At 36.0% G+C, this 23,740-nt stretch carries 27 protein-coding genes; 9 read left to right on the top strand and 18 right to left on the bottom strand.

The annotated features are described in order from the left end of the window. Window positions 1-110: 110 nt before the first annotated feature. The 11 genes from AC3FI7_RS05520 to AC3FI7_RS05470 form a co-directional block, all read right to left on the bottom strand. Window positions 111-965 (bottom strand): retropepsin-like aspartic protease, encoded by an 855-nt coding sequence (locus AC3FI7_RS05520; RefSeq protein WP_491461601.1) that lies wholly within the window; start codon window positions 963-965, stop codon window positions 111-113. 218 nt (window positions 966-1,183) lie between these two features. Then, window positions 1,184-1,948, bottom strand: coding sequence for a hypothetical protein (locus tag AC3FI7_RS05515; RefSeq protein WP_343658612.1), 765 nt, complete (start codon window positions 1,946-1,948; stop codon window positions 1,184-1,186). 393 nt (window positions 1,949-2,341) lie between these two features. After that, complete coding sequence (locus tag AC3FI7_RS05510) at window positions 2,342-2,722, bottom strand: VOC family protein (RefSeq protein ID WP_142722846.1); 381 nt, start codon at window positions 2,720-2,722, stop codon at window positions 2,342-2,344. Window positions 2,723-2,755: 33 nt separating this feature from the next. After that, window positions 2,756-3,214, bottom strand: a complete 459-nt coding sequence (locus AC3FI7_RS05505; protein ID WP_491461600.1) for a DUF2750 domain-containing protein — start codon at window positions 3,212-3,214, stop codon at window positions 2,756-2,758. A gap of 142 nt (window positions 3,215-3,356) precedes the next feature. Further along, complete coding sequence (gene nudK / locus AC3FI7_RS05500; RefSeq protein WP_491461599.1) at window positions 3,357-3,938, bottom strand: GDP-mannose pyrophosphatase NudK; 582 nt, start codon at window positions 3,936-3,938, stop codon at window positions 3,357-3,359. After that, window positions 3,925-4,284, bottom strand: coding sequence for a DUF4406 domain-containing protein (locus tag AC3FI7_RS05495; protein WP_142722849.1), 360 nt, complete (start codon window positions 4,282-4,284; stop codon window positions 3,925-3,927). The genes nudK and AC3FI7_RS05495 overlap by 14 nt, the downstream gene beginning before the upstream one ends. Before the next feature lie 52 nt (window positions 4,285-4,336). Beyond that, the gene (locus AC3FI7_RS05490; RefSeq protein ID WP_491461598.1) at window positions 4,337-4,930 is read right to left on the bottom strand and encodes a Crp/Fnr family transcriptional regulator; all 594 of its coding nucleotides are present in this window, start codon (window positions 4,928-4,930) and stop codon (window positions 4,337-4,339) included. Window positions 4,931-4,935: 5 nt separating this feature from the next. Beyond that, window positions 4,936-5,841, bottom strand: coding sequence for a TIGR01777 family oxidoreductase (locus AC3FI7_RS05485; RefSeq protein ID WP_491461597.1), 906 nt, complete (start codon window positions 5,839-5,841; stop codon window positions 4,936-4,938). 23 nt (window positions 5,842-5,864) lie between these two features. Then, the gene (locus AC3FI7_RS05480; protein WP_142722852.1) at window positions 5,865-6,209 is read right to left on the bottom strand and encodes a hypothetical protein; all 345 of its coding nucleotides are present in this window, start codon (window positions 6,207-6,209) and stop codon (window positions 5,865-5,867) included. Window positions 6,210-6,214: 5 nt separating this feature from the next. After that, complete coding sequence (locus AC3FI7_RS05475; protein WP_142722853.1) at window positions 6,215-6,808, bottom strand: HPP family protein; 594 nt, start codon at window positions 6,806-6,808, stop codon at window positions 6,215-6,217. Next, a complete protein-coding gene (locus AC3FI7_RS05470) occupies window positions 6,809-7,714 on the bottom strand; it encodes an arginase family protein (RefSeq protein ID WP_491461596.1) in 906 nt (301 codons plus the stop codon). 672 nt (window positions 7,715-8,386) lie between these two features. On the opposite strand from AC3FI7_RS05470, the gene AC3FI7_RS05465 reads away from it, so the two are divergent. Then, window positions 8,387-9,412 carry a methyltransferase gene (locus AC3FI7_RS05465; RefSeq protein ID WP_491461595.1) on the top strand — a complete coding sequence of 342 codons (1,026 nt, stop codon included), beginning with the start codon at window positions 8,387-8,389 and terminating at the stop codon, window positions 9,410-9,412. A 65-nt stretch (window positions 9,413-9,477) separates the two neighbouring features. Here the strand turns inward: AC3FI7_RS05465 and AC3FI7_RS05460 are convergent, their stop codons facing one another. Beyond that, entirely contained in the window at window positions 9,478-10,203 is a 726-nt protein-coding gene (locus AC3FI7_RS05460; RefSeq protein WP_343658604.1) for a polysaccharide lyase family 7 protein, read from the bottom strand. Between the two features lie 297 nt (window positions 10,204-10,500). On the opposite strand from AC3FI7_RS05460, the gene AC3FI7_RS05455 reads away from it, so the two are divergent. The 7 genes from AC3FI7_RS05455 (at window position 10,501) to AC3FI7_RS05425 (ending at window position 15,868) form a co-directional block, all read left to right on the top strand. Beyond that, entirely contained in the window at window positions 10,501-10,833 is a 333-nt protein-coding gene (locus AC3FI7_RS05455; protein ID WP_076351611.1) for a single-stranded DNA-binding protein, read from the top strand. A 15-nt stretch (window positions 10,834-10,848) separates the two neighbouring features. Further along, the gene (locus AC3FI7_RS05450) at window positions 10,849-11,304 is read left to right on the top strand and encodes an HRDC domain-containing protein (protein WP_343658603.1); all 456 of its coding nucleotides are present in this window, start codon (window positions 10,849-10,851) and stop codon (window positions 11,302-11,304) included. Window positions 11,305-11,424: 120 nt separating this feature from the next. Next, window positions 11,425-12,795: a histidine--tRNA ligase gene (gene hisS, locus AC3FI7_RS05445; RefSeq protein WP_142722858.1), complete on the top strand. Its 1,371-nt coding sequence runs from the start codon at window positions 11,425-11,427 to the stop codon at window positions 12,793-12,795. A gap of 144 nt (window positions 12,796-12,939) precedes the next feature. Continuing rightward, on the top strand, window positions 12,940-13,737 hold the full coding sequence (locus tag AC3FI7_RS05440) for a PH domain-containing protein (protein ID WP_491461594.1): 798 nt from the start codon (window positions 12,940-12,942) through the stop codon (window positions 13,735-13,737). 22 nt (window positions 13,738-13,759) lie between these two features. Then, window positions 13,760-14,407, top strand: coding sequence for a GNAT family N-acetyltransferase (locus AC3FI7_RS05435; protein ID WP_142722859.1), 648 nt, complete (start codon window positions 13,760-13,762; stop codon window positions 14,405-14,407). Window positions 14,408-14,469: 62 nt separating this feature from the next. Continuing rightward, window positions 14,470-15,003, top strand: coding sequence for a PH domain-containing protein (locus tag AC3FI7_RS05430; RefSeq protein WP_343658600.1), 534 nt, complete (start codon window positions 14,470-14,472; stop codon window positions 15,001-15,003). Between the two features lie 73 nt (window positions 15,004-15,076). Then, the gene (locus tag AC3FI7_RS05425; RefSeq protein ID WP_142722861.1) at window positions 15,077-15,868 is read left to right on the top strand and encodes a class I SAM-dependent methyltransferase; all 792 of its coding nucleotides are present in this window, start codon (window positions 15,077-15,079) and stop codon (window positions 15,866-15,868) included. 77 nt (window positions 15,869-15,945) lie between these two features. Here the strand turns inward: AC3FI7_RS05425 and AC3FI7_RS05420 are convergent, their stop codons facing one another. The 3 genes from AC3FI7_RS05420 to AC3FI7_RS05410 all read right to left on the bottom strand — a co-directional run bounded on the left by AC3FI7_RS05420 (window position 15,946) and on the right by AC3FI7_RS05410 (window position 18,165). Beyond that, a complete protein-coding gene (locus AC3FI7_RS05420; RefSeq protein WP_034695510.1) occupies window positions 15,946-16,182 on the bottom strand; it encodes a YtxH domain-containing protein in 237 nt (78 codons plus the stop codon). Between the two features lie 99 nt (window positions 16,183-16,281). Then, window positions 16,282-17,124, bottom strand: a complete 843-nt coding sequence (locus AC3FI7_RS05415; protein WP_491461593.1) for an isoaspartyl peptidase/L-asparaginase — start codon at window positions 17,122-17,124, stop codon at window positions 16,282-16,284. A 150-nt stretch (window positions 17,125-17,274) separates the two neighbouring features. Beyond that, window positions 17,275-18,165: a cyanophycinase gene (locus AC3FI7_RS05410; protein WP_142722863.1), complete on the bottom strand. Its 891-nt coding sequence runs from the start codon at window positions 18,163-18,165 to the stop codon at window positions 17,275-17,277. Window positions 18,166-18,363: 198 nt separating this feature from the next. On the opposite strand from AC3FI7_RS05410, the gene cphA reads away from it, so the two are divergent. Continuing rightward, entirely contained in the window at window positions 18,364-20,994 is a 2,631-nt protein-coding gene (gene cphA, locus AC3FI7_RS05405; RefSeq protein ID WP_343658598.1) for a cyanophycin synthetase, read from the top strand. Window positions 20,995-21,026: 32 nt separating this feature from the next. On the opposite strand, the gene AC3FI7_RS05400 is transcribed toward cphA, so the two are convergent. From AC3FI7_RS05400 to AC3FI7_RS05390, 3 genes are all read right to left on the bottom strand, one after another. Continuing rightward, window positions 21,027-21,485, bottom strand: a complete 459-nt coding sequence (locus AC3FI7_RS05400; RefSeq protein ID WP_491461592.1) for a hypothetical protein — start codon at window positions 21,483-21,485, stop codon at window positions 21,027-21,029. 24 nt (window positions 21,486-21,509) lie between these two features. After that, window positions 21,510-22,688 carry a hypothetical protein gene (locus AC3FI7_RS05395; protein WP_343658597.1) on the bottom strand — a complete coding sequence of 393 codons (1,179 nt, stop codon included), beginning with the start codon at window positions 22,686-22,688 and terminating at the stop codon, window positions 21,510-21,512. 186 nt (window positions 22,689-22,874) lie between these two features. Continuing rightward, window positions 22,875-23,708: a type 1 glutamine amidotransferase gene (locus AC3FI7_RS05390; RefSeq protein WP_142722867.1), complete on the bottom strand. Its 834-nt coding sequence runs from the start codon at window positions 23,706-23,708 to the stop codon at window positions 22,875-22,877. Window positions 23,709-23,740: the final 32 nt, after the last annotated feature.

Here is a 23,740-nt window from a genome sequence, read left to right as displayed (position 1 = left end):
AAATTTGAAAAACCATAACTTATTCATTATTAATTTATTTGAATGTTGTAAGAACGAGAAAATTACTGTGACAACAATGTGAATAGAATTTGTATAATTAACTTTTACAGCTAATTAAATTCAGAATATAAATTTTTATTCAATTTAAAATAGATATAGCCGTTCTTAAAATCAATGATCGTATTGAATCTTTTTAGGAACTGGTTACCAAAAAATCCCGCCATTTTTTCTGTAGAATCAATTCCTTCTGTGGAGCCGGAAAGTGTAATCGGGAGGTTATAAAGATATTTCTGAGCGAATTTAACCGCCGGGCAGAGAACAACAGGCATTTCATATACAGAACCGTCAGAACCTCTTGCTGTAGCTTTACCTATCGTTTTCATGGTTTTTATTAATGCATTATTTTTTGCAAAAGGAGAAGCTATCGTAAGTACATCATCTGCTCCACTGTCAAGCCCAAAGAACCCCGAACATTCTTTACCATTCACTATGATACCACTTTCTATGGCTGGATAATTGTCTATCATATGCAGTTTAACTTTTTCAAACTCTGTTAAGTCAATGAAATCATCTTTATCATAAAACCGGATTTCGTTTTTATGATAATCTATTTCAATGGTTTTTTCTTTCATTATATCTGTTCCGAAAACTCCATCAAAATTTGCAGAATCATAAGGTATAAGGGTAAATTGTATATCATTTTTCTTGATATTCCCAAACTGTATTGTGTTTTGGCTGCTGTAATCAACACTATTCACACCGTTTGAACCTGTGTTTTCAGATTTTCCATCAATTTTCAATGGGATTTTTTTCTTTGAATTACTATTAATAACAGAGCCATTGGCACCTGTATCAAAAAGGAACTTAATACTGTCTGTTTTATTGACTTTACAATATACATACACAGAATTGTTTTCCAGAGAAAAGGGAAGAATTGTAGATGCCTTTTGAGCTAATAGTACCATGGGCAATAGCGGATCAGAAAAATAATAAAGAGTTTCATGGAATAGTTTTTAGAGAGACAAAAATAGATGTATAAAGTGTTTTCACAAAAGAATAGTAAACTGTTAACCATTCTTTAACTGTTCTCTATCCTATTTCGCAGATTATTTTGTGACAAAAAAACAGCACCCAATCTGAGTGCTGTCATTATATCTGTAAGGATCAAACCTATCATTCAGCTTTATGGTTCATCACAGGTTCTTTTCAGTTTTGTAAAGATTTTATCAAAATCTTTATAGGAAGTCTCTTCATTATCACGTTTTTGTCTGAAGCTGCTGTTGGCGCAGTTGTGAAAACCAAGACCAATCATGTCTATCAGGGCATAATCTTCTTTCTGAGGATCATTCATCTTTGCATCAAACCTTGCCATTACGCCTTTTGGATCTGCATTGTTTTTGCTTTTAAGTTCAGTATAGGTTCTCCAGGCAGCATACATCTTTTCTCTGTCAGGAGAAGATATTGCATCTATCTGTTCTCTGCAGGTATCATAATATTTACTGCTTTTAAGGGTGGAAGGATCAGAATAAGCAATGATTTCTTCCTTATTCAACTGGTATTCATTTTCAAAAGACTGAATGGTTTCTTCCTGAAGTTTTTTCCACTTTGGAAGGTCAATAACTTTTATGTTGTACAGTTCCTTTTTCTTTTCCTGGTATTGCTTTTCTAGTTCCTCTAAATAAGCTTCTCTGTTTTGACGGATTTCTTCAAGCTGGGAAAGTTTAAAAACGGGACGGGTATCAAATACAACACCGTTGAACTGGTACAAAAGCTTATTCACTCCGTCTATTTCTTCTTTTTTATATTTAGCAGAATCGAAATATCCTCTATTGTCACAATTGAAAGTCTGATAGCTGTACGGTGTCAGATTATTTGTTTTTGCAGGAGTTTTTTGTCCCCATATAGTAATGGATAAGGCTAATGCAAGCCCGATCATCATTTTTTTCATGCGCATACGTTGTTGAAAGAATCCGAATTTTCTGAATTTCAGTGCAAAATTAAGGCTTTAAATTCAAAATATAAAGAATTAAATAGATTTTCTCAATTGATTTTCTATTTTTTATATAGATTTTGTAGCACGGTTGTCATTTAGTTTTTTTACTTTGCATATCATTGACTCTGAAAGCTCTTTACAACAGGCGATAAATGCAGATGAACATCCATTACAAAAACAGAATATTAATAATAATCAAGGAAGTTTAAAACAGCTTAAATTGATTGTAACCACAAACGTAAGAATATGCTCAATAACTTTAACCATTAAGATTCAGAAAACGAAATATTACCCATAGTGAAGTTTATTAGAATCTTAATGGTTTATGATATCCTTTATAATACCAGCTTAGTAATAATTGCTAACTTCAATAAGATTCAGGTCCGGATCACGGAAATATACTGATTTGATTTTTCCTACAGCTCCTGTTCTGTCGACAATACCTTCGATGATGTCCACTTTTTTCTGCTTGAGTTCTTCCATAATCTCAGCAATATCTGTTTCAGCAATAAAACAGAGATCTGCAGAACCACAGGTCGGGCTTTCTGCTTTCGGTTCAAATTCATGTCCTTTCTGATGAAGATTGATTTTCTGTTGTCCAAAAATCAGCGCTTTCCTGTTGTCTCCAAAGGTTACTGCTTCAAATCCCAGGATCCGGGTATAAAATTCAATAGTTGCATCAATGTCTGCAACCGTTAATACAAGATGATCAAGGGTTTTTATTTTCATATTTTTATTTCCAAAAGATTAAACGATCTATCTTTAATTTTCCAAAACTTCTCTGACCTGGTTTTCCATGTCCTCTATATTTTCAAATTTTCTCAGTTCCAGAGACTTTCCTGAAGCTTTAAGTTCCGAAATTATATCCAGGATCAATTCTAATGGCTCAGCCTCATAACCAAACAGATGATTATCAAAATTAGTTCCTGCCAGCAGGCCGTCGTTATTCATTCCCAGACACCAGTTTTCTACAAATTCATTTAGAGAAATAAGAGAGGGTTCGTAGTGTTTCCATTCATTTTCTATGCATGACTTTGCCCTTGCGGCATCAGACCAGAAACAAATGATCTGTACCGATTCACCGTCTTCATATTCTATTTCCGTGGAATAGGAAGTGGCATAGCCTTTTTCATCTTTTAAAGCATAAATTATCCCTGTTTCACAGATTTTCTTTATAAAATCTCTATGGCGTTTCTGTACTGTAATATGATCCTGAAGCATTTTATTTAATTATGGATTGATAAATTGGCAGCTCTGCAGTTAAAAAATGATGTCTGATTTTTATCCTTTCCCTGTAAGACCTGTAAATATATACATTTTACATATCATCTATCATTGATTAATCATCATTGATATCATGATGTTACATAATTCCTTTTAACCTTAAGTGCTGGAGAAGCATGATGGTTTTAGCATCTCTGATCTCCCCATTGTCAATCATTTTCAGGCTTTCCTCAAAAATGAGCTCCAGAACCTCTATATTTTCACCTTCTTCTTCCAATCCACCTCCATCAGCAATTTTCATTTCATGGGAATATTCTGCAATAAAGAAGTGTAGGATTTCAGTCACAGATCCGGGGGACATATAAGCTTCAAATACCTTTTCAACTTTGGAAATTTTATATCCGGTTTCTTCTTCTGTCTCCCGTTTTATACAGTCTTCGGGATTGTCATCATCCAGAAGTCCTGCACAGGCCTCAATAAGCATTCCGGTGGCATTTCCGTTAATATAAGTAGGCAGCCTGAACTGTCTGGTCAGAATAACAGTGCCTGACGGTCTGTTATAAAGGAGAATAACGGCCCCGTTTCCCCGGTCATAAGCCTCTCTGCTCTGTATTTCTGAAGTTCCGTCTTTTTTCAGAACCGAAAAAGTAACTTTATTCAAAGTATACCAGTTGTCTGATAAGATTTCTGTTTTAAGGATTGTAATATTAGGATTTTGCATATGGGATATCTTCTATGTTATAATAAATGGGCAGACCTCTTTCCTGTGCAATTTTTACATCCTGGTCAGCCCCTTTTGATGCGCCTTCTATACGAAGAACAGCATCACATTTTTCCAGAAGGCCATGAGCCACCGGATATTGTATCTCCTGCCACGCTTCATCACCAATTCTGGTACTGCCTGCAAGATGGATCAATGGTAAGGCAACCCATTCACCGATAATGGGAATATGACCTTTTCTGAAAATAGGCAGAGCAACAGATTCAAGATGTTGAAGATTCTGCTGGATCAATTGCGGATCATCGTTTGTTCCGCTTCGGTAAGGACCTGCAATAAGTATAAGCATGATTTTTTTGAGTAAAATAACTGAACTTTCAGGATAAAAAAAATAAGGTAGTTTAAGAGAATCTGTTTTTTTGTTTATTGGATTTGATGAGGCTTAAAAACTCAGGTGTAATGCCTAAATACGATGCAATTTGTTTTTGCTTGATCTGTTTTACGGCTTCGGGATATTTACGAAGAAAATTATAATAACGTTCTTCAGCAGGTAATGAAAGATTTTCAATTGTTCTGAGCTGCTCCCTGATATAGGCATTCTGCATCATAATCCTGAAAAACCTTTCAAATTTCGGAACATTGAGATAAAGCTGGTCCAGATCATCTTTCTGCAATTGCAGAATACAGCTCTCTTCCAGAGCTTCAATATTAAGCATGGCAGGCTTTTGATTGATAAAACAGTACATATCGGTGATCCACCAATCTGATATTGCAAACATGATCGTAGATTCTTTTCCTGAAGCATCCATATGAAAAGCCCTCAAAATTCCTGACTGAACAAAATTGATTTCTTTGCAGACTTGTTGGTGCTGCAGAATCAATTCTTTTTTCGCTATCTTCTTTTGTTTCAAAAGAGACAGAAAGTAAGATTTCTCCTGATTGGTAAGCGAAATATGTCTGGAAATGTTTTTTATAATTAAAAGTTCTTCCTCCATTTCAATTATTTGTGTAATACATCTCTTAAAGCTTCATCCAGATCCGGAAATTTAAAGTGAAACCCTGCCTCCTGAATTTTTTGTGATGAAGCTCTCGAACCTTCCAGGATGGCTGAAGCCAGTTCACCAAATATCAGTTTTAAAACAAATCCGGGAACATTGGGCATCCATAATGGCTTACCAAGTACTTTCGCAATCTTTTTTGTAAGTTCTTTATTAGTGGTATGCTGTGGCGAAACAGCGTTATAAGCCCCATCTATGGCAGTGTTTTTTATGGCAAATTCGTAAATGGAACAGATATCGTCAATATGAATCCAGGGCATATACTGTTTGCCATTTCCCAAAGGAGAACCGATATAATATTGAACCGGAGGAACCATTTTCTTCAGAGCTCCGTCTTTTTCGGAGAGCACTACAGCTGTCCGTATTTTGACAACTCTTTCTGCGAGCTCCTGTTCTTTAAAATCATCAGCAGCCCTTTCCCATAAAACAACAACTTCACTTAAAAAATCATTGCCAGGCGGATCGGTTTCCACATCAATTTTTTCTGAAGTTTTTGTGCCATAGAAATTAATTCCTGAAGCTGAAATAAAAGATTTTAATTTAATCTTGTTTTTTCTTAATGCGGTCCGAAGTAGTTCCGCAGAATCAACGCGGCTGGAGATCAGCTCTCTTTTTCTTTCCGGTGTCCAGCGTTTTTCCGAAATATTGGCCCCGGCAAGGTGAATGATATGTGAAACATTGTCTAGAGCTGCTTCATCTATACTTCCTTTTCTAATGTCCCATTCATATTCATTTTCACGCTTCTTGTTCCGGGTCAGAAACCTGATTTCATAGTCGTTACCTATTTTTTTGGCCAGTTCTTTGGCAATCATACCACCAGCTCCGGTGATCAGAACAACTTCTTTCATAATAATATAATTTAAGAGGTGTATTATGCCTGGTTTTTTACAATCAGTACAAAGTCATCTTCCAGCATTTTATAACCGTAATCATAAATAAACTTATATTCGGAACCGTTTTTATAGACTTTCAGATTAGTGAAATAGTCAAAATCAAATCCTAAGCCATCCAGCCTGGATTTGAGAATTTTTGTTTTCCCATCTGTGTTGACTTCCATAAGGATGCGGTAATTTTTACGGAGCTTGTTGTTAACATTCCGCATCAGGTTGTTAGAATCCTTATTCTGCTTGTTGTTATAGGCATTTCGGCAGGCATCGTTGCAGAACTTTTTATCAGACCTTCCGATGATTTTTTCGCCACATTCAAGGCAATTCATACTCGTTATTTTAGATGATGGGTGTGTCTTTTCTTTAAAAGTTTTTTAAATCTGCTGTGAGTAGGGTAGCTTCTGTTTGAAGTAATATTATTAAAAAACAGTGCTACAATCAGAAGGATTATACATCCTGAAAGAACCGGAGAGAGCACATACCAATAACCCAATTCAGGAATTTTTCCCGTAGAACTCACAGCAATGAGAGCTGTTGCGCCACCAGGAGGGTGTAATGTCTTCGTATACTGCATCAGCACAATGGAAAATGCAACTGCCAACGGAGCCGAAAGCCATATGATATCTGGAATGAACTGATACACGGTAACCCCTACCAGTGCTGACAGAACATGCCCGCCAACAAGATTTCTGGGTTGTGCCAGCGGACTTTGAATAGCACCATAAATAAGTACACTTGAAGCTCCGAAAGAGCCAATCAGAAAAATGTTTTCAGTTTCAGCCAATGAATGAGACTGGATAAATGCAATAATCCCAATCCCAAAAAATGCACCCAGAAACGACCAGAAATGCTCTTTATAATCAACAAGCGTTTCTTTATAAATTACATATTTTGAAACTCTGAATGTCCTTTTTATAGCCTTCTTCATTTAGTCTTCTTTATTTTTTATAGTTTGAATCAAATACTCTACAAATGGGCGGGTATAAGTTCCCTTTTTATCATAATCCGGATCTAAAATAGTAATTTCTATTCCAAAGCATAATGGATTTTCAAATAACGGCTTCAGCATTTCCCCGAGATTATCATAACTGATTCCGTCTTCCATTCTGCTGTCTACTGCAGGCATGATCTCATCTTTCAGGACATCTACATCAAGATGAATAAAGAATCCATCGAGACCTTTTTCATTCACCATTTTCAGGAAATTTTCAGCAGTATTTCTGAAACCGTTCTTTCTGAGCTGATAAAGATCATAGTAATGAATGTCCGAATTGATGATGTGACTTACATATTCATCATCATCAGTTTCAGCGTTTCCACAACAGAAGATGTTTTCTTCCAGTATATAAGGTTTTAAACCATTAATATTAGTCAGTTTTTCAGGCCCGTTTCCCGTAATAATAGCGAGATCCATTCCGGCAGCACCACCTGTTTCGGAAAGTTCCGTTGGAATAAAATCGGTATGCCCATCCAAATAAAAAATGCCAAAATTTCCCAGTTTTTTTAAAGCGATAGCATTTCCAATCAGAATGCTGCAGTCACCCCCCAGGATAATATTGAAGGCATTCTTTTCATAATGGTTTATAATACTGTCAGCTTGTTGTTGAGCATATCCAATGATCTGTTCTGCATTTCTGACCTTTGATTCCTCATCAAATTCCATGGAATACTCCGGAGCATTAAGCCTGAATATATTTTTAGGATTAATTCTGGTATGAAAACCAAACTTTCTGAGCCAGTCCGGAAGTTTTCGAACCCCAGGCTCAGTCTCATGTTCTTTTTTTGTAAGTCCCAGATTGAGAGGAAACTCAAAAATATTGATGTTCCTTTTCATAAAAGAATTTTCACAAAGATACGGAATTATCCGTTTGTAAATGGCTAACTGTGCGATATATAGCTATTTTATTGAAACAAATCCATCTTTAGGATGAAATAAATATTAAATTCTGGAATACAGTAAATTTTACATCTGAAGTCTAAAAACTCAACTCATTTTAGAAACTAATCAAATCTATTTCTTGAAAAGAAAAATAATACATGTATTCAAATATTGTTGAACATCTAAAGATACCTTTACTTACTTCTCAGTATTTTGAAAATCAGTATTTGTCACTCTTTCGAATAGAATGCTCATTTATATAAATCTATATTTTGGCTATAACTGTCTTGTTTTCATCTAAATAAATTTAAATTTTATTTCACTTTATTGTGTTTTTTTGTAATTTTGATATGGATATTCAAAAAAATAAATCATGAAAATTAATTTAGTATGTTGTATGTTCCCTTTTATTTAAATGAGTATGAAGAGGAATAAAATAGATTCTCTGTAAAGAGTTCAGATACTGTCTCAGTTAAAATTAATCTCATTATTTAAAGCTTATTTTCAATTTGACAAATGTCAGACAAGAACAAACCTGATAAGTTTGTTTTTGTTTTCATGATGATCAGCTATTCCTTATATCATTGTTAAAGTCAGTCAGATGCTATTCAACTAAAAATAACCATTATGGAAAGACAACCTGTTAAACCTGAGTTTACTTTTAAAATGTTTCAGATATTAGGTGGTTTATGGCTAACCGGATGTGTAAAAACTGCTGCTGAACTTAATGTTGCCGATTTACTGGCCTTTGGTCCAAAAACAATATCCAGACTTGCTGAAGAAACTCAATCACAAATAATGCCCTTATATAGGGTTATGAGAGCTTTGAGCAGTGTCGGAATTTTTGAAGAATCAGAAAACAAAACTTTTGCTCTGAATGATTTTGGAGCTGCTTTACAAACGGACGTTCCCGGAACAGCAAAAAATTTTGTGCTAACAATTATGAATGAACATTTTCCAACTTACGGAGATTTGACGTATGCTGTTCAGACGGGTAAAATTCCCTTTGAGCATATTCATGGAAAAGATCTTTGGGATTTTTATAAGGAATTTCCTGAAATTGGTGAAAATTTTGGAAAGGGAATGACAGGAATGTCTGGGATGGAGCTGACAGGAATTATAGAAAATTATGATTTTAAAGCTTATCAGAAAATTATAGATATAGGTGGCGGAAACGGTACTATGATGTATGCTATATTGAACTCGTCACCGGAAAGCTCCGGAATTATATTTGACGAAGCCAATGTTATTGAAAAAACACTTCAGCTTATTCCTGAAAATTTAAAGAATCGTTGTACTGTTGCCACAGGAAGCTTTTTTAACGAAGTTCCGAAAGGAGGAGATTTATATACGATGAAATGGATCATACATGATTGGAGTGATGAGGAGTGTATACAGATTCTTCAAAACTGTTATCATGCAATGCCAAAAGGAGCAAAACTACTGATTCTAGACGCTGTTATTCCTGACGATTCTTTGAATCAACCACATATTGCCAAACTTCTGGATATTGTTATGCTGGCTTGTCTTACCGGAAAGGAAAGATCATTGAGTGAATTCAAAACCATTATTGAAAGAGCAGGACTGCGGTTTAACCGGCTGATTCAGATCGGTACAGAATCCAAAAGTATTATAGAATGCGAAAAAACATAAGTTCCAATTCTAAGTTAGATGATTAAGTGAAAGGTATCCAATCATAGGGTTGGGTGCCTTTTAAGTTATTCAGATATACTGATATGATAAATCGCTGTTAACCCGGAAGTCACCGGAGACTGACTGTTATCCTGAAGATAATTTCCGGCCTTGAAATAAACAGATTCAGCCTTCCAGCTATCTCCAAAATGGAAGGTAGTAGTTTGCTGATTGATTTTTACCAAAACATCAGAATCGTTTTGCTGGATACTGTAATCAAATGTCTGATTCAATGCAACGTTTTTCTGAAGGGTGATTCTTTGCTCTCTATCATTCACTTCTTTTTTAAAGCCCACCTGAATATTACCATTATTCCACCAGATTTTTAAGGCTTCAGTCCCTTTGGAATGTCCATGAATCTGACCAATGATAATCTTTCCGGTTCCAGGTTGCTGCAGAACAGCCATTTTTACCTGTAAGCTGTGCTGATTTTCAAAGTGCCATTCTTCAATCTGGCGTAATTCCGTTCTGGGATAATGTGAACCTTGCGTTGCTTTACCGTCTGATGAGCAAAAAAAACGTATACTGTTATCTTCGGGTGAAAAATAAAAATTTTCTGAGGAAAACTGCGCAATATCAGGTCCTTTAATAATGGCAACAGAATTGTTCTTTTCAATAGGTAACTGAAGATTGAATTCTGTCAGATTAAACCTTGACTGAGGAACGGGCATGTTGATTTTTTGAGCAAAACAAAATCCGGGGAGCAATATAAGTAATCCTCTTTTGATCAGGATTTTAAAACTGGACTTCATAAAATTCTGTTATGTTAATTAAGCAGTACTAATTTATAGTATTTCTTTGGGGAAATTTTGATTAGAATTAATTCTTAAGCTATTTTTAATAATAGTTATAAAGACTTATGAATAAAAGAATCTATGATGAATTTGTTGATTTTTTTAAACAATATAACCGACAGTAAACGGTTACAAATGAGTTTAAATAGTTTATTACCGACTGTGCCATCAGAACATCACAATCTTTGCAGCAGAGATTTGAGAAAAACAGTGAACGTCTCTTATCTGAATTATTAATCTTTAAATCTAAAAGTTATGTCACTAAGAAACAAAGTAACATTAATTGGTTACACAGGTAAAGAAGTTGAAATGGTCAACTTCGACAACGGAAATGTAAAAGCAAGCGTATCTTTAGCAACCAGTGATCATTACACCAATGCGAAAGGAGAGAAAGTAGAAGAAACGCAATGGCACAACCTTATCGCATTTGGGAAAACAGCAGAAATTTTTGAAAAGTATGTTCCTAAAGGAAAAGAAATAGCCATAGAAGGAAAGCTTACCTACAGGTCGTATGATGACAAAGACGGGGTGAAGCGGTATATCACAGAAATTCGTGTAGACGAAATTTTATTATTGGGAGGCAAATAAATTCTAAAAACACAAATGATGAAAGTAAAAATTTTTAAAATCAGACTTCCCGAAGAATTTCTCTACAAAGATCAGAAAATGCTGGATGATTTTCTGGAAGCCCACGAGATTATGAAAGTAGAAACAGCTTTTGTAAGTGAAGAACGTTATTGGTCTGTAATATTGTATTTTGAAGCATTAAAGCTGACAAAAAATACAGTAAAAGAACCAAAAGCAGTAAAATATTCTGCAGAAAATGACTCTTTAAATACGGATGAAGAAAGAATTCTGGATGCACTGAAACTCTGGAGATCAGAAAAAGCCCGCGAACAGAATCTACCCACGTATTTCATTGCCAGTAATAAAGAACTCCTTTCTGTTGCAAAGTATAAACCTGCAAAAAGAGAAGAACTGCTTGAGATCAAAGGTTTCGGAAAACATAAAATTGAAAATTATGGTGAAGAAATTCTTGAAATCCTTGAAAGCATATGATTTTTCGAATAATTGATTCCACAACAAGAAAAGCTGAAGGAAGATTTTCTTCAGCTTTTTATGCTGTGTAAAGTCCCTGCAATTCCGTACTTTTGCAGATATCAAAATGACATACAACAAATGAAGCCAAGTTTAGCAAAAGGGACGAGAGATTTTACAGCACAGGAAGTTTCCAGAAGAAAATATATCATCAATATTTTACAGAATAATTTCGAATTATTCGGATTTCAGCCATTGGAAACGCCAAGTTTTGAAAATCTTTCTACATTGACAGGTAAATATGGAGAAGAAGGAGATCGTCTGATCTTTAAGATTTTAAACTCAAGCATCAATGAAGCCAAAGAAGAGAAAAAAACTCAGATGCTTCATGACTTTCAAAAAGCCTTGGAAAAGCCTTTCAGCTCAGAGAATCTAACCGATAAAGCTCTTCGCTATGATCTTACCGTACCTTTTGCAAGATTTGTGGCTATGAATCATGGGAAGCTGACATTCCCATTCAAGCGTTCTCAGATTCAGCCGGTTTGGAGAGCAGACAGACCCCAGAAAGGACGATTCAGAGAATTTTATCAGTGTGATGCCGATGTAGTAGGAAGTGAAAGTCTTCTGCAGGAAGTGGAGCTGGTTCAATTGTACCTGAAATCTTTTGCAGATCTGAAAGTTCCTGTAACCATTCACATGAACAACAGAAAGATTCTATCCGGATTGGCAGAATATGCAGGGATAACGGATAAGCTGATTGATTTCACTGTGGCATTGGATAAACTGGATAAAATAGGCAAAGACGGAGTGGTGAAAGAATTGCTTGAAAGAGAAATTTCTCAGGAATCTATTGATAAATTAGACTTCCTATTCAGTCAGTCTGACGACGCTCTTGAAAATCTTCTTCAGTTGAAAGAGAAATTTGCAGGAAATGAAATCGGTCTAAAAGGTGTAGAGGAACTTGAATTTGTTCTTACACAGTCTTTAAACCTTGGGGTTGATATTCAAAATTTAGTATTCAATATTACGCTTGCGAGAGGATTAGATTATTATACCGGAGCTATTTTTGAGGTGAAAGCAGATGAGGTAGCCATGGGATCCATTGGTGGTGGCGGAAGATATGATAACCTTACAGAAGTTTTTGGAGTGAAGAATATTCCGGGAATAGGAATTTCATTTGGATTAGACAGAATTTATCTTGTAATGGAGGAGCTGAACCTTTTTCCTGAAGAAGCATCAGCCAAAATAGAATATCTGTTTGCTAACTTTGGAGGTGAAGGAGTAACAGAAGCTTTAAAACTGATGATGCAGTTAAGAACAAAAGGAATTTCAGCAGAATTATACCCTGAAAATGCTAAAATCAATAAACAATTTACCTACGCAGAAAAAAAAGGGATAAAGAATCTTGTTTTCCTCGGTGAAGAAGAAATTAAAAACAATACAGTTACTTTTAAAAACCTTGAGGCAGGGGAGCAGAAAACAGTCTCTTTAGAGGAGTTTTTAGGAGAATAGTTTTTAGACCATATTAAAGAAATAAAACAACCGCAAAAGCAATTTTTGTGGTTGTTTTGTTTGATGGATGCTAAGATTTAAATACTTTTGAATAAAAAAGAAATGAGTAATAATTGTGCATTATGTAAGGCAGAATTAACATCTATGGATACACTTTTGGGAGCTAATACGCTTTCTGATGGCAATATTTTATGCAATAAATGTTTGAATATAGCAACCAATATCCATGAAGAATTGCTGTACAATCTCAATAAGTTCAGTATTGAAGATATTAATGCAATGCTGAATAATAAAAAGCCGGAACCTGTACAGACTGTGGTAATTGCAGATCAGAATCTTCCGGTAAGAAGTGATCCAGATTCAGATCAGATCTCAAGAGAAGTCTATAAAAGAAGGTATCGCAAGATAAAGTTTGAACTGGAAAAGCAGAGAACTAACCTTTCCATTTTTACAAAAGGAGAAATTAAAGAGCTGCCTTATCTGATCTCTGAAGATGAACAGATCATAACAATTACTGATGCTCAGTTGATCAATACACTGGATGCCGGAATATTACTCGTAACTCCCAAAAGAATGCTTTCTGTTTCAAAATCAATGTTTGGAGCAGCGAAGGTTAACGATTATCCGAATGAAACAATCAAAGCTGTAAGTTTTGTAGCGGATCCCAGATCTCCAATCATTAAAATACATCTTCATGAAAGGGTTGTGGAATTTGAATGTTATATGGATAAAGAAGATGCAGAACAGTTCTATGATAAGATAAAAGAAATTTATAATCATTCTCAGGAACGATCTCCAACGCAAACTGATACAACAGGCAAAGATATTTCATCAGAAGAAATTCTTAATCAGCTTGAAAAATTAGGAAAACTGAGGGAAAACGGAGTTTTAACTGATACAGAATTTACAGAACAGAAAAAGAAACTGCTGGAGCAGTTATAATGAAAATGTTCAACACCTAATCATGAAAGAAAAAGTATCAGCGGAAATTGTAGAAAAATGGCTTAAAGGATGGTGTCTGTCAAGAGAAGTATCTTTTCCTGTTCAATATAAATCCGGATTCAGAGTGATTGTAGGAGATGAAAAACAAAAAGAACGTTTTGTATTTCCTACACTTAATGATGATTTTTTTGAACTTATCCATTCAATTACTGAGCCTTGGGTTTATCTGAAAGTATCAACTTCTCCTGATGAATTTATAAAAAAAATTCCTGAAAAATGGAAACTGCAGCCCCAGGGGTATATGATGACCTGTTTTCACCCGATGAATTTTCCGGAAATAAGCCTCGCAGAAGGATATCAGTTAGAATTTTCTGAGTACAATACTACTTTTGTTGTCAGGATTATAGCGGAGAATGGAGAACAGGCCTCCATAGGCCGTGTCTCTCTTATAGATGGCCTGGCTGTTTATGACAGGATTGTTACCGAAAAAAATCATCAGAGAAAAGGACTCGCTACTTTTTTATTGAAAGAACTTGAAAAAATTGCTTTGTCAAAAGGATTTTCAAATAATATCTTAGTGGCAACAGAAGAAGGGAAATATTTGTATGAAACCTTAGGCTGGGAAATTTATTGCCTGCATACTTCTGTTGTAATACCTTCAGAAAACTGATATTTTTATAAATTAAATTTTAATGACAAAGAAATAGTAATTTAGTCCTATAAACGAATATCATGAGTGAAAAATCAAGACTTGATGAGATCAAAAATGAACTGAACAGACTGGATATCAGCCCGACTATATTTGCCAGGAAAGAAATTCATGAATTGCCGGATATCCTTTCAGAAGATGAAAAAATAGTTTACCTTGTTGAAGGCAGGAATAAACTGAATAATCACCATATTATTTTAGTGGCTACGGACAGGAGATTGATTTTAGTGGATAAAGAATTCATGTATGGATTAAAAGTAGAAGATTATTCTTACGGCAAGATTAGCTCAATACAATATGAAACTGCTTTGTTACTGGCTTCTATCGATGTCAAGGTTGCTGATGATGATGTTGAGATTGATGGGGTAGGAAAGTATCATGCTGAACTGTTCTGCGAAAAAGTAAGGGATTTCATGTCCCGTCCTGAAACGTATTTTCAGAATAGGTATGAACCCGGCCTTTTAGATAAGTTGGAGCAGTTGGGAAGACTAAAAGAAAACGGGGTCATAAGCGAGGAAGAATTTTTTGAGCAAAAGAAGAAGCTCATGGAGAAATGATCATAAAATATGAATCAAATTAATTGATAAAGTTATAATGATTCAGAATAATTAAAATATTTAAACTTAAACAATGGAAAATTACTTAGAGATCAATAAAAAATCATGGAATGCGAAAGTAGAGCCTCATTTGAAATCGGATTTCTATTTTGTAGATGAATTTTTAAAAGGAAGGACCTCACTGAATTCAATAGAACTTGAACTTCTTGGAAACATAGAAGGGAAAAGCATCCTGCATTTGCAGTGTCATTTCGGACAGGATTCTATTTCACTGTCAAGAATGGGGGCAAAAGTTACCGGAATTGATCTTTCTGATAAAGCAATTGATACTGCCAGAGATCTTGCACAGAAATGTGGTGTGGATACAGAATTTATCTGTTCAGATGTCTATAATCTGCCTGATGTTCTGGATCAGAAATTTGATATCGTTTATACAAGCTATGGTACAATAGGCTGGCTGCCTGATCTTGAAAAATGGGCCGGTGTCATCAATCATTTCTTGAAACCGGGAGGGCAGTTTATCATGGCAGAATTTCATCCTGTTGTCTGGATGTTTGATGATGATTTTACAAAAGTAGCTTACAACTATTTCAATGAAAAACCAATAGTAGAAACCTATGAAGGAACCTATGCAGATCAGTCTGCAGCCATCGTACAGGAATATGTAATGTGGAATCATTCCTTATCAGAAGTTCTTGATAATCTGATTAAAAAGAATTTAAAGCTCAATACTTTCCAGGAATTTGACTGGTCTCCCTATCCTTGTTTCCGACATGTAGAAGAGGTTGAAAAAGGGAAATGGAGAATTCCACAATTTGGTAATAAAATACCATTGGTGTTTGCTTTAGTAGCTCAGAAAGGGTAAAAAATAAAAAGTCATCGTAATTAATACTACGATGACTTTTTCCTATATATGAATGTTAAAAAAACTGCTCTTTGTAATTAGCTTAGAGAATCTTCAGCCTTTGTTTTTACTTCGTCCACTTTATTCTGAACCTGGGAAGCCACATCATTGGCTTTACTTTTAAGGTCATTTCCCCATTTATTCAGATTGTCTTTTGCAGTATTGATTTTGTCCTTTACGGCTTGCTGATCTTCAGGGCTTGAATTCTTATATTTCCAATAAGCTAATGCACCTAATCCTAGTAAAGCTAATAAGCCTTTTGTCTTGTTTCCCATGATTTCTATTTTTTTATGGATTAATATTAAAGTTTGTTGTTATCAATAATGTAAAATACGTGCCAAAAAAATAAACGGACCTATAAAAAAATGTTAAATTTAAGAGAAGACTTCAAATTTTTCACCGTCAAAACTGGCGAAAACCATAGTAGGATAGGAATCCTGATGATATATATTCCCGTTTTTATCAATAGCGATGGCCCCTGCAAATCCATCGATGGCGGCAAGTTCGTCAAATGTTTTACTGAAAGCCTGCTCAAGATTCATCCCATCTGTAACTCTCGTTACGATTTTTGCAGCAGTCGCATTGCTGACAATATCTTCGCCTACACCGGTACAGCTTACTGCACAGAAGGCATTCGCATAATTTCCGGCCACTGTGGCAGAATCTGAAATTCTTCCCGGGATTTCAAAACCTTTACCGCCAGTAGAAGTGGCAACGGCCAGTTTTCCTTCATGGTCTATCGCAACACATCCTACAGTTCCTTTGCCCCCATTGGCCAGTTTAGCTTCATATTCTTTTCTTCTCTGAGGAATTTCCGTGGAGAAATTCTCAAAACCATTTTCTGTAGCATAGATTTTAGCGCCATTTCCTCCTAAAACCCGGTCATCCTCATTGATAAGATCTTTGGCAACAAAAATGGGATTCTGTACATTTTCAATATTGATCACTCCACTTAGTTTCTGAGTGTTTCCGTTCATAATAGCAGCGCTCATACGGATCACTCCATCACTTTGAATCTGAGAACCGATTCCTGCATTATATAAAGGATCATCTTCAAGCAGTGAAACGGCATACGCAACAGTATCAAAAGCGGAATGAGTTGTAAGATAGTCAAAAGCCTTTTTAACAATTCCTTTTAGAGACTCCTGTTTTGCTGTTTTTACTTCGTGGCTTTGGTCACTTTCAGAGAAAAAACCTCCGTGGATAATGATTTTCATAAATGATAGATGATGTTTTTGATAAATGATATTCTTTTACGAAGTTAATTTATAAAATCTAATTAAACATTGAACCTTTAACTTTAAACAAAAAAAAATGAAACCGAAGTCTCATTTTTATGGTGGTTAATAATATTTTTGATTTACAGACTATTTATCCTGCGGTATTGGGTTGAACTGAGAATTTTCAATGGTCAGTGTCTTGGTAGTAAGATCATAATGGTCATTCATAGACATGACGTGTACGGTTAAATTATCAATGGAAATAGGCTCTCCAAGATTGATATTGGTAAGATTGGTATCTTTAATAAACCTTCCGTCAACCAGAATCACAAGACCAGATCCTACGGCGGTCATCACATCATTATGAATGAAAAGTCCTGTGTCTTCACCAAGACCAATTCCCAGAGTTCTTGGATTATTAACAACTGCCTGGAAAAGACGGCCGATTCTACCCCTTTGTACAAAGTGAGTATCAATAATAACGTTATCGATCAGTCCTAAACCCTGGGTTGTTTTGATTTCTCCTTTTAAAAGGGCTTCAGAACTGCTCCCCTGATAGATCATGTTTTCAGAAGCTGCTGCAGCACCTGCAGAAGTCCCGGAATAAATAAAATCCTGTTCCTGGTATTTCAATAAAATGGTATCATGGAATCTTGTTCCCCCAAGAATGGACGTCAGCCTCAGCTGATCCCCTCCGGTAAACATCATGACATCGGCAGCGTTAGCCCTCGCTACCATTGCATCAGAATTGGCTTCCTCACGATTGTGAATGTCAAGAACATTGACATTTTTAGCACCAAGAAATTCGAATGCTTTTTTATATTCAGAACCTACAATCTGAGGAATTTGAGAAGCAGTGGTTACAATTTCAATGACAGAGTTTTCCTTGAATTTTGATTCGTTGATGATCTTTCTTAAGATCCCACGCTCAAAAAAATTAAGATTCTTTTCGATATTCTGATCATAATCGGTCTCAGCAAAACTTCCTTTGTTTACAGCCCCTCCGATAACTATTAATTTTCCAACAGGTTTTGTCATGGTACAAAATTAAAAAATAATTAACATTCTTTGGCGAAATTCATGCCATCTTTCGCTGATTTTTAATGTTTTAAGAATGTTAATTAAAATTAATTTTTTTTTAATGAATCTTTAAACATGGTATGGTTTTGTTTTGGGTTTTGCATTATCTTTGGCTATGAAAGGAGTTATTGTTAACTGTTAAAATGCCAATAGACTATGAAAATCGAAAAGATTCAGGCACTAAGAGGTCCTAACATCTGGAGCATCAGAAGAAAGAAGCTGATACAGATGAGGCTGGACTTAGAAGAAATGGAGAATTATCCTACCAATAAAATCGAAGGATTTCGGGAAAGGATTGAAAAATTAATCCCCTCATTGATTACACACCGATGCTCAGAAGGAGTAGAAGGTGGTTTTTTTCACCGTGTGGAAACAGGAACCTGGATGGGGCATGTCATTGAGCATATCGCATTGGAAATACAGACCCTTGCAGGAATGGATGTGGGGTTTGGAAGAACCCGGGAAACAAAAACTCCGGGAGTGTATAACGTGGTATTCAATTATCTTGAAGAAAACGCCGGTATCTATGCTGCAGAAGAAGCTGTGAAGATTGCACAAGCATTGATAGAAGGAAAGGATTATGATATGAATGCCTGCATTCATAAATTGAAGGAAATCAGGGAACGTGTCCGTCTGGGTCCTTCTACAGGAAGTATTGTGGAAGAAGCTGCTTCCAGAAAAATCCCGTGGATCAGATTGGGGACAAATTCCCTTGTACAGCTGGGTTATGGAGTGAACCAGCAAAGATTCCAGGCTACGATTACCGGAAAAACAAGTTCTATTGCCGTTGACATTGCCTGTAACAAAGAATTAACCAAAAGAATGCTTCATGATGCTGCTATTCCGGTTCCTACCGGAGATTTAGTGGTAGACGAAGAGGGATTGGATGCTGTGATCAGAAAAATAGGCTATCCTGTTGTGCTAAAACCTTTGGATGGAAACCATGGAAAAGGCTCCTCCATCAATGTTACAGAATGGGAGGCTGCTAAAATTGGTCTGGAACATGCCCAGAAATATTCAAGAAAAGTAATTGTTGAGAAATATATTACCGGCTACGATTTCCGAATTCTGGTTATCAATAATAAAATGGTGGCCGCAGCAAGAAGAGTTCCCGCCCATGTTGTAGGGGATGGAGAACTGAATCTTCAACAGCTTATTGAAAAAGAAAATAAAGACCCGAGAAGAGGCTATGGACATGAAAATGTACTTACCGAAATTGAGGTAGATAAAGATACGCTGGAACTGCTTGATAAGCTTCAGTATACGCTTGAAACGGTTCCTCAGAAAGGAGAAGTTGTTTATTTAAAATCAACCGCTAATCTTTCCACCGGAGGAACGTCCATTGATGTAACAGATATGGTGCATCCGGAAAATATCACTATGGCTGAAAGAATTTCCAAAATTATCGGATTGGATGTTTGCGGTATTGATGTGATGGCGGAGAATCTTACCCAGCCTTTAAAAGAAAGTGGTGGAGCTATCATTGAAGTGAATGCAGCACCGGGATTCAGAATGCATCTTGCTCCAAGCGAAGGACTGCCTAGAAACGTGGCAGCACCTGTGGTAGACATGCTTTATCCACAAGGTAAACCTTTTACCATTCCCATCATTGCGGTGACGGGAACCAATGGAAAAACAACAACAACAAGACTTATTTCTCATATTGTAAAAAGTAACGGTTATAGAGTTGGATTCACAACTTCAGATGGAATTTATATTCAAAATACCATGCTGTCGAAAGGGGATACCACAGGACCGCTTTCGGCGGAATTTATCCTGAAAGATCCTACCGTGGAATTTGCTGTTCTGGAAACTGCCAGAGGAGGAATTCTACGTTCGGGGCTCGGCTTCTCACAATGTGATATCGGCGTTTTAACCAATATTGAAGAAGATCATTTGGGAATGAATGATATCCACTCTCTGAAAGATCTTACCAAGGTAAAGCGTGTTGTGCTGGATAGCGTAAAAAAGAGCGGTTGGAGCATTCTGAATGCAGATAATGAATATTCTATGAAGATCGTGAATGATCTTGATTCTAATGTGGCTATTTTCAGTATGGATGAAAACAATCCTCATATCGTAAAATTCGCCAAAGAAGGAAAGATCACCTGTGTCTATGAAGAGGGCTTTGTAACCATTAAAAAAGGAGACTGGAAGATAAGAATAGGAAAAGCTAAGGATTTTCCGATTACGATGGAAGGAAAAGCCAGGTTTATGATTGAAAACGTTTTGGCGGCGAGCTTAGCGAGTTACCTTTACGGATTCGGGATTGAAGATATTTCCAATTCTTTGAGAACTTTTATTCCAAGTGCTCAGCTTACTCCTGGCAGACTGAATGTTTTTAAATTCAAAAACTTTAAAGTTCTGATCGATTTTGCCCATAATCCTTCAGGTTATGAAGCGATTGAAGATTATCTTAAAAATGTTGAGTCTACCAAGAAAATTGGGATTATTTCCGGGGTTGGAGACAGAAGGGATAATGATATCAGAGAATGTGGAAAGATTGCTGGCAGAATGTTTGATCACATCATTATCCGAAACGAAAAACACCTTCGTGGAAGAACAGAAGAAGAAATTAACGGATTGATTATCGAAGGCATGCAGTCTTCCGGAAAAGATGTCAGTTATGAAATTATTCCCAAAGAAATAGAAGCATTGAAACATGCGATGGGAATGGCTGAAGAAGGAACATTTATCACGGCTTTAAGCGATGTTATTTCCAATGCTATTGATCTTGTGCAGGAATATCAGGCACGGGAGCTGCTGGAAGATGATAAAAATATATAGAAAGACCTCCGGAATTCCGGAGGTCTTGTTTTTTATAAAGCTTCCCAGGTTGTCTTTATACTCTGCATTTTTTTAAGATAAAAATATAGAGGAATGAGTTCTAATCTGAGGGTGAAGCTGATCGTTGGAATGGTGAAAGGAATGATAGCCATCATAATGAGACAAATTGCAATTCCTATGATCGCATCTGCTATTGCTGTCTGTGGTGCCCATTTTTGTTCAAACCAAAGTCCGTAGGCTACAATACCTTTGAACAGGAACAAAGTACAGATCAAAAGTCCTGTCATTGAATAGGGATGATCAGCCTTTATTCCATATAAAGATAAAGAAGAGTTAGTGATCAGAAAGCCCGCCATCAGTAATACAGCAGCTACTGCGCCTCCGATTAAAAAGATCCATAGGAAAACTTTAATCCAGGTGGGTAATAGGTTTCTTCTTCGTGTTAAGATGTTGTTGTCAAATTCAGCGAAACGTGTTGATGTTTCTTCCATGTATTATTAGTTTTTATAAGTTATTTATCCAAAAAAAGCATTCGAACTTCCGATCCAGATCGCATCTTTTTTATTGAAGTCTACATTCACCATGGCGGCTTTGGTCATTCTTCCAAGATTTTCCAAAAGGATAGGGCGCTCATCTTTTTCCCGCCAAATATACAACAAACGGATCTCAGCTTTTGAAAAATCTCCGTTAATATCTTCAAAAATGGGCTCATAGTACACTTTTCTCTGCAGAATATAGTTTTCTTTATCCTGAATAGAGTCTGTCATTTCCCGGGTAGGGTTTAAATTGACTCCACTTCCTGCAAATGAAAACAATGGTTTTAATACAAAATTTTCAAGGTTTTCACTTTCCGGGAACTCATGCAGAAAGTAACTCTTCGGTACAAACTGATGCTTCAGTAAGGGCAAAAGGAATTTTGAGATTTTAAAAAACCAGTTCGGGTGCGTGATCCATTTGACATCCACTTCCTCCCGGAAATCAAATTCTGTTTTCAGGTCAGGAATATTATCCAGTTCATCAAATATAACACGGTTGTAGATTCTTTTGATCTCTGTAAGCTTGCCATCATTTTCATAATACAGCTTTCGTCCTTCCTTCTTTATCTTTGTCAGACATACGGTTTTAATTCCTATTAATTTCTCTGTAAGCGCAAAATCAATGGCCGTTTTTTGTTTTTCAGGAAAAATTTCAAGCAGAATTACATTTTCAGGATTTTCATCTCCTACAATAAGTTCCTTTAAGTAGTTTTTAAAGGTTTCATGAGGCATTGGGTTTCTGATCTCTGAAAGAAAAGGGTAGACCTCACAGTACGTTTCTTCATAGATTTTTTGAAAAGCATACAAAGAAGGGAAGGCCTGAAGTTCTATCAGCTGAGGTTCTATTGCTCCGTTTTCACTTTTGCAGACTCCAAAATCGATGGTGAAAAAATGGGGCTGATTGGTGTCATTGGGAACCCTACAGTTGTCTGGAATCGCTTTTTGAAGTAGCTCTGCAGGCATTGCTTTAATCTGGCTGATAATACTTTCACTGGCGTCTATGAGCTTACTCTCAAATTCTTTAGTCAGAAAAATAGGACTTTCTGAGACCCTGAAAGTTGGTTCTGTACCTCCTTTTTCTGCCAATATACCTTTTAACTGATTGTATTTTTCATCTGAAAACTCCTTATTGAACTGTTTTCTGTATTTGGGGATCATATTTTTTTTCTTTTGTGGTGTTAAAAAAATCGAGCATTGATACCCGATTGTTATAGTAAGCTGCTGGAAGTTGGAAGAGGGAAGTTTTCAATTCTGAAATTTAAATTCTTAGTTTATAAATAAAAGAATAATCAATAATCTTAACCGATAGTAGCTTCACGCATTATTCCTTCAGCTTCCAGCCTTTTAAGCCAAAGATTCAGCTTTTTTCAAAATGTTTTTTTTTGCAAACTGAAGGAATCTCGGAAGGATCTGATGTCTGGTCAGAATGATTTTATCTTCATCATCGATTCTGTCCATTGTCTCAAGATATTTCTCCATACCGAAATTTTCGATCATGGCTTCTCTGTTTTTTTCATCTTTCAGATTTTCGATCAGAGATTCAGGGTTGGCTTCCGGATGAAACTGTGTCCCGAATATCTCCTCAGAAAAACGAACCGCCATTACCGCTCTTTCAAGATTAATATGAGGCCGGAATTTTTCGATCGCCATGATAGTCATTCCAAGCTCTTCAAAACGCATATGATCGGGTTCAATAAACTGATATGCTCTTGAATCTACTGCGTAGAAAGGGTCCTGAAGGTTTTTGAATAAAAATTCATTTTTCCCTTCTTCTGTTTTATGTACTGGCATTACTCCAAAAGAATAAGATTTCCTTTTGCAGATATTACCCAGTTTCCAGTGGATACTTGCCAGCTGAAATGAATGGCAGATCAGGAAAAGATATTTTTTATCCTCATGGCATTTATTATGTTCAAAAACAGCATTTAGAAAATCAGCAAATCTGTCTTCCCAGGCCAGACCTTCCCTGTGAGGGTTTCCGGGTCCGCCTGAAGAAATAAAAATATCAAAGTCTCCGATTTCCGGCATTTCATCTTTAAACCTTACATCAAATGTTTGGATAACCACATTTTCTTCAGAGTTCTGCTGAAAAGTTTCGGAAATCTCTTTAATATTTCTAAAGCCTTGATTTACATGATTATTGTTCATGTCCAGCAGAGCAATTCGAATATCTTTCATTACATCATATTTTTTGTAAAGTTACCAAAAAA

The sequence above is a fragment of the Chryseobacterium sp. TQ-BC-N36 genome (assembly GCF_058382295.1).
This window is presented reverse-complemented; position numbering and strand designations above follow the sequence as displayed.